The sequence below is a fragment of the Candidatus Erwinia dacicola genome (assembly GCF_001756855.1).
Lineage (GTDB): Bacteria > Pseudomonadota > Gammaproteobacteria > Enterobacterales > Enterobacteriaceae > Erwinia > Erwinia dacicola.
Genome location: NZ_MAYS01000158.1, coordinates 1 through 5,365 on the forward strand (window position 1 = coordinate 1; position 5,365 = coordinate 5,365).

Consider the following 5,365-nt stretch of genomic DNA (forward strand, 5'->3'; position numbering starts at 1 on the left):
TCTTGCGGATTATGTACAGAATGGCGTACAGCATTACGTGTTTGCGCTGGCGAGCATTGACGCTAACGGGAATATTACCGACCTGCGCCCGAAAGGTTCGCTTGATGACCAGGCTGCGAGCGATGCGCTGAAAGCGCACGAAAAATCACGTAATCATCCGGATGCAACGACCGGCGCGAAAGGGTTTGTGCAACTCAGTAGCGCGACGAACAGCGACAGTGAAACGCTGGCGGCAACGCCGAAAGCGGTCAAGGCTGCTAACGATAACGCGAATAATCGTCTGATCATTGCAAAAAATAACCTCAGCGTGGATTTGAATACGCTGGGTAAAGCGACAGATGCCGGTATTTATACTCAACAGCAAAATGCGTCAGCCACAACGGCTAACCATTATCCTGTTAATGCAGCGGGTACGCTTTTTGTTACACCCTCTGTGTACGGCTGCCAGCAAATGTATATTTCTTACAGCAGCCGTATTTTTGTCCGGGCTTTGACCGGTGTTTTTAATGGCAATGGTCCCTGGACTGACTGGCTTGAGTTCTTCAGTACTAACGGCGGTACGTTATCTGGTTCACTGGCGATTGCCATGAATGCGCCCAATATTGCGCTGAGGAGCACAGGGGACGATACACGCCAGTACATCATGTCGTATAAAAAAGATGGTTCTAACTCATGGTATGTGGGGAAAGCTAACGCTAACAGCGAATCCCTGATGCTGTGGAACTATCAGTCAAATAGCGGCATTGAAATTGATGTAAATGGCCGTATCAGTTTAAGGGCAAACGGGAAAACGGTTATTTTCAACCCGGACGGTACCTTCGACGGTGAAATCATCGGAAAAACCGCTAATAACTTCCGCATTGCATACGGCAACTATGGTTCTTTCTGGCGCAATGATGGCAATAATCTGTATCTGATGCTGACAGATAGCGGCGCTCCTCTCGGGAGCTATAACAGCTTGCGTCCTCTACAGGTGAACCTGAGCACAGGAAATGTAGTTTTCGGGGAGGGAGTCAACGCCACAAAAGGCATTTCAGCGGGATATGTCGGGGCGTATGCATGAGATCAGCAGTACAACACTACAGCCGCTTACTATCAGGATTTTAGCTCTGCTGGAACCAGCGAATATCACCCACTTATTAAGCAACGCGCACGACTGAGCAGTAATGCATGGGTGTTTTCAATGGGTGCCCTGATTAGTGGAACAGTATTGAGCTGGCATTTACATATCCGGGGCAGCGCGGGGCAGGAATATAACCATAAGTGGGACACCAGCGGCAATTACGCCTATCCGGGGCAAGTCACTCCTGCTAACTACGCAAACTTTGATGCACGTTATTACACCAAAACGCTTTCCGATTCGCGCTATTACACCAAAGCCCAGTCCGACGCGGGTTATCAGGCAAAGGGGAATTATGTTACCGGCGTTCGTTTTGGAGCATCGGCAGAATACCAGGAGCGCGGAAATAGTGAGCGTATGACTGGCGGTGCGATGACGTCATTTGCTGACCGGGGAAGTTCAAATTACTGGATCCGTCTTCGTCCGCTCCAGTATCAAATTAACGGCGGTTCCTGGGTTACTGCGGCCTATTCATAAGGAAATGATTATGATGCTAATGAAAAATTTTAACGCAACGACAAAACAGCTTGATGACATTTCAATCATGGTGTTTACCGATGAGGACGGCAACGACTGGTATGAATCGCAGGGTAAATTTTCAGCTACCAGCCTGAAATTCATGTTTGATGAAAAAGGCAATATCGTTGCCGCATCATGGGATGTATCCATGCTGGCACCGGAAAATTTGTCGGTTTCGGAAATCAGAAAAGCCAGCGTGCCGGCTGATTTTTTCGAACCGGGTAAGCGCTGGGTATTTGATGGTAAAAAAATCATCCCGTTTGCTTATTCACAGGAAGAACTACAGCAACAGGCCAGAGACGAGCGCGATCGCTTACTGAGTAAGGCAAGGGAGAAGATTGTTGTTCCCCAGACAAAATTGATGGTGGGGAGAACGCTGACCGAAACACAGTTAAATGAGTTAAACGCCTGGCTTGATTATATTGACGAGCTGGAGGCCGCTGACATTTCCGCATTGCCCGTCAGTTTTCCGGAGGCACCAGAATAATGTGGCGTGAGGCAAAGATCGCATTTACTGATACCATTGCGTCGGTGAGCTGCTCCGTCATTCCCGCGCATCCCTGGGTTTATGGTCTGGGGCAGCAGACAGAGAACGGGGCATATCTCAGTCCCGTTAATGCGATTTCATATCTGGCCGAAACAGGCGGTAATGCGGCAGTGGTGATTATGATGCTCGCTGGCCAGACGCATGACAGCTTTATGAACAGCCTTAATCAACTGGTAGACGTTTTTCCGTCGCCGGCTTTCACTCAGGTAAAGCGACTGGCGCAATCCACCGCAGAACTGGCCATAGAGAAGATGCAGATCCCCGCGAAGTATACCGCTGGTCTGGCTGATGCACTTCCGCTGTCAATTCCGACCAGCAGAGCGGCACTGGCAGCAGCGGCAGTACAAAAAGCCCAGGAAGAAGCCGCCGCAGCTTTAGATATCGGCGCGCTGAAACAGCAGCTGGACGACTTTAGCCGGCTGCGCAATAACCTGCTGGGCGAAATCGCCGGCAGTCTGGAGGAATTGCAGGGTAAAAGCGCCAAAGCATGGGTATTTACTGGCAGTGGTGATTTGGCTACCACGTTGCTGGAGCTGGTCAAGGGCATCCCGCTGCAATCGGCGGTTTACTCTGCGGCGATGATGCTGACCGGCGATAATCTCGACGGCATAAAAGGAATGATACATGACCTCGAACCCGACGCTGGCGCTTAACGGAGAAGCGATCCAGCTGAAAAACATGCGCGTAACCATAACGCAGCAGTTTCAGGATAAAGACCAGTCCGGCCAGACCAGCGCTACGACCAAATCCGAACAGGGGGCGAAGGGAAAGGAGCTGCGTGTATCCGGTGAAGTTCCCTTTAAAGATAAGGCTATTTTGCGCCGCATCTTTGAGCTGGCCAGCGCCACCGATGCCAGCGGAAAGCGCCAGAAATACCGCGTGGCGCATGAGCAGGCGCGGGCGGTTAATTTTCGTGAAGCCACCTTTACCGGCACGCTGGATGCCCCGCAGCAGGACGGGAAAATATCCTGGCTTGTGACATTTACGCTGACCGAGCATATCAGCGTCCAGGAGAAGAAAGAGGCAAGGGCGAGCAGTAAAACGACGGCGAAAAAGCAGGGAGGCGCGGGAGGAAGCGCTGGCCAGTCTGCTGACGAAGATGACGAGAAAATGACGTGGTTTGAGCGAAAAGTCCTGAAGCCCGTCAACGATGCGCTGGGGTAAGGATGAAACCGATAAAACGTCTGTACCTGTCAACCGATGAGGTACATCTCGCTGATGCCAGCCTGGTGCTTGAGCTTAACAGCTGCGGCCGGGGATTTATTACGGCCAAAACTGACCAGGATTATACCGGCAAGCTGGTGCGCCTTAATGTGGGCTATACAGACCTGCTTTTGCGGTGGTTTACCGGGTATGTTGAACGATCGCAGCCGGCTGATAACGGTTTTCAGAGGCTTTTGTTCGTGAGCTGGTCGGCGTGTCTGAACGCCTGTGGCCATGCTCACTTCAGCACCCCACGCTGCGCAGTGTAGCGGGCTGGCTGGAAGAGAACAGCGGCATTACGGTGATGGTTCCTGATGCTGACTACACCGATAAACCGATCCCCCACTTTACCCACAGCGGCAGCGGGTATCAGTTGCTGAATAATCTGGGTAAAGCCTTTGGCATAACGGATTACATCTGGTACCAGCTACCGAATGGCGGGCTGTATGTGGGAGGGGCGGAAAAGTCACTCTTTGCCGGTAAGCCGGTGGATATCCCGGCCGGGTTCAGCCAGGGGGCTGCTGGCGGTAACACCATGACGTTACCCGTTGTTCAGAGCCTGCGGCCGGGGGTTGAAATGAACGGCGAGCGCGTCACAAAGGTACATCTGACTAACGATACGATGGCCGTTACCTGGACACCGCGTAACCGCGCCACCGGCAAGCCATTGCAAAAATCACCGGTACAGCGACAGGTTGAAAGTCATTACCCTGAGCTGGCGTCTGGGCTACACCTGCCGAAGTTCGCCAGGGTCATCGCGCCGACAGAAGCAGTAAAGAGCGGCAACTTTTCGGATCCGTTCCGTCCGCGCTACGCCGTGGACGTGCAGCTGCTTGATGCAGACGGAATACCCGACGCGCAAACGCCCGTTTATTCTGCTGTTCCACTACCGGTACCGATGGCCGGTAATGATTCCGGCATGTACCAGTTCTCGCCTGAAGGTACGCTGGTAGAAGTTGCCTTTACTGACGGCCGGCCGGATAAACCATTTATCCGCCAGACTGTACCGGATGGTACCAGCCTGCCGGATATCAAACCCGGCGAGCAGCTCCAGCAGCAGCGGGCGGAAGTCTCCCAGCGCGTGACGCAGGCCGGCGACTGGGTACGGCAGACTGACCAGACAATCAGCGAAACATCGATGGCCAGAACGGTTAAGGCAGATACGGAAAACCGGGAGCTGGTGAGTCGGGAAACGACCATTAAAGCCACGGATAAGACCAGCGTTATCGGTACGTCTACGTTGATGGCCGGAGCCATTCAGCAGGTCAGCACCGGTAAATTTAGCCAGGCGATTCAGGGTAGCCGGCTGGCCACGGTCGGCGGTAATGATGAACTGGCCGTAGTCGAAAACGCCACCGTTACGATCGGCATGAACCTGACGGAGCAGATTGGCCAGATTCGGAAAAGCGTTGCGGCCGTACAGCAGCAGATTATCGCGCCAGTGGTATGGATAGGTTCCGGCAGCATTAACGTGGCGCAGCTGATGCTGGATACGCTTGATGTGGTCAAGCAGCTGGCAGAACTGACAGCCAGCCACACGCACAGCAATACCGGCACGCCGACGAACGCCGGCGACATTCGCAGCACCGGCACGAAGGCTGACACCCTGAACGGTAAATACTCCCCCGTAATCGGCAAGTAATCCCCATCCCACCCGCTCACCGTAGCGGGTTTTTTGTCCCCCTCTCAAACGCCACAGAACGCCCACAGCGCAGCGCGCCATTACATCCAGACAAAGACACTCCTTTATTCAGCGCAGCGGCGTACGTCTGCGCCAGCGAATCCTGAGCGCGACGAAATAACGACGGAAGTGACGAAAACGGCGCTACACCGCACCCGCCTGCGGTTTTCGTGTTGAAAATGATTTCAGTTTTTCCGGAGGTACAAAACACCTCGCCAGACCTCGCCAGCGCTGGGGCTTTAGCGTCCGATCGCCAACTGAAATGTGTGAAACAGATTTCAAAGATTTCAGTTTT

Annotated in this window: 5 protein-coding genes and 1 pseudogene; all 6 read left to right on the forward strand. The window is 53.2% G+C overall.

Annotation, left to right across the window (positions count from 1 at the left end; translation table 11 throughout):
* The coding region (locus tag BBW68_RS18280) for a tail fiber protein (RefSeq protein ID WP_186821278.1) at positions 1-1,063 on the forward strand (1,063 nt) is incomplete at its 5' end.
* Positions 1,064-1,183: 120 nt separating this feature from the next.
* Positions 1,184-1,597, forward strand: coding sequence for a hypothetical protein (locus tag BBW68_RS04880; protein WP_245675204.1), 414 nt, complete (start codon positions 1,184-1,186; stop codon positions 1,595-1,597).
* A gap of 10 nt (positions 1,598-1,607) precedes the next feature.
* On the forward strand, positions 1,608-2,126 hold the full coding sequence (locus tag BBW68_RS04885) for a tail fiber assembly protein (protein WP_245675205.1): 519 nt from the start codon (positions 1,608-1,610) through the stop codon (positions 2,124-2,126).
* Positions 2,126-2,839: a hypothetical protein gene (locus BBW68_RS04890; protein WP_070134250.1), complete on the forward strand. Its 714-nt coding sequence runs from the start codon at positions 2,126-2,128 to the stop codon at positions 2,837-2,839. Before BBW68_RS04885 ends, BBW68_RS04890 begins: the two co-directional genes overlap by 1 nt.
* Positions 2,811-3,350, forward strand: coding sequence for a baseplate complex protein (locus BBW68_RS04895; RefSeq protein WP_070134251.1), 540 nt, complete (start codon positions 2,811-2,813; stop codon positions 3,348-3,350). Before BBW68_RS04890 ends, BBW68_RS04895 begins: the two co-directional genes overlap by 29 nt.
* Positions 3,351-3,352: 2 nt before the next feature.
* Positions 3,353-5,031 (forward strand): annotated as a pseudogene (locus tag BBW68_RS04900) (hypothetical protein).
* Positions 5,032-5,365 lie beyond the last annotated feature (334 nt).

Bases quoted from the DNA above. Each gene is read 5' to 3' on its own strand.
- BBW68_RS04885 (WP_245675205.1), top strand. From the start codon at position 1,608: ATGATGCTAATGAAAAATTTTAACGCAACGACAAAACAGCTTGATGAC.
- BBW68_RS04895 (WP_070134251.1), top strand. From the start codon at position 2,811: ATGACCTCGAACCCGACGCTGGCGCTTAACGGAGAAGCGATCCAGCTG.
- BBW68_RS04880 (WP_245675204.1), top strand. From the start codon at position 1,184: ATGGGTGCCCTGATTAGTGGAACAGTATTGAGCTGGCATTTACATATC.
- BBW68_RS04890 (WP_070134250.1), top strand. From the start codon at position 2,126: ATGTGGCGTGAGGCAAAGATCGCATTTACTGATACCATTGCGTCGGTG.